The organism is Marinifilum sp. D714 (assembly GCF_030851345.1).
Lineage (GTDB): Bacteria > Bacteroidota > Bacteroidia > Bacteroidales > Marinifilaceae > Marinifilum.
The window spans coordinates 1-553 of record NZ_JALPNU010000075.1; the positions used below are offsets into that span (position 1 = coordinate 1).

The window sequence follows — 553 nt, forward strand, 5'->3', positions numbered from 1 at the left end:
GTTTATTTTGTAAGCTTTGCAGTAATTGAATGGATTGATGTATTTACCAGACTAGAATACAAAGAAATCATACTTGATAGCCTACGTTATTGTCAACAAAATAAAGGAATGGAAATTTTTGCATGGTGTATCATGACCAATCATGTTCATTTAATATTCAGAAGTGTAAAGCAACAAAAACCAGAACAGTTACTAGGAGATTTTAAGCGATTTACAAGTAACGCTCTTGTTACAGCAATAAAGGAAAATCCTAGAGAAAGTAGAAAAGAGTGGCTGCTTGAAAGATTTAAATTAGCCGCATCACAGTCCTCCAATGTTAAGCATTATCAATTCTGGAGGCATGACAACAAACCAATTGAATTATGGAGCAATAAAGTTATTGATGAAAAGATTAATTACATCCATAATAACCCTGTTGAAGAAGGACTGGTAACATTTCAGGAAGAATACATCTATAGCAGTGCTAAAGATTATAGAGGCGAAAAAGGAACATTGGAAGATGTTATTGTTGTAATGTAATAGCCACACGAAAGGATTCGTGCGGCAGCGGGGG

The 553-nt window shown here is 34.7% G+C and carries 1 protein-coding gene; it reads left to right on the plus strand.

What is annotated here, in order from left to right; all coding sequences use genetic code 11:
• The coding region (locus M0051_RS19615) for a transposase (protein WP_306743267.1) at positions 1–519 on the plus strand (519 nt) is incomplete at its 5' end.
• Positions 520–553 lie beyond the last annotated feature (34 nt).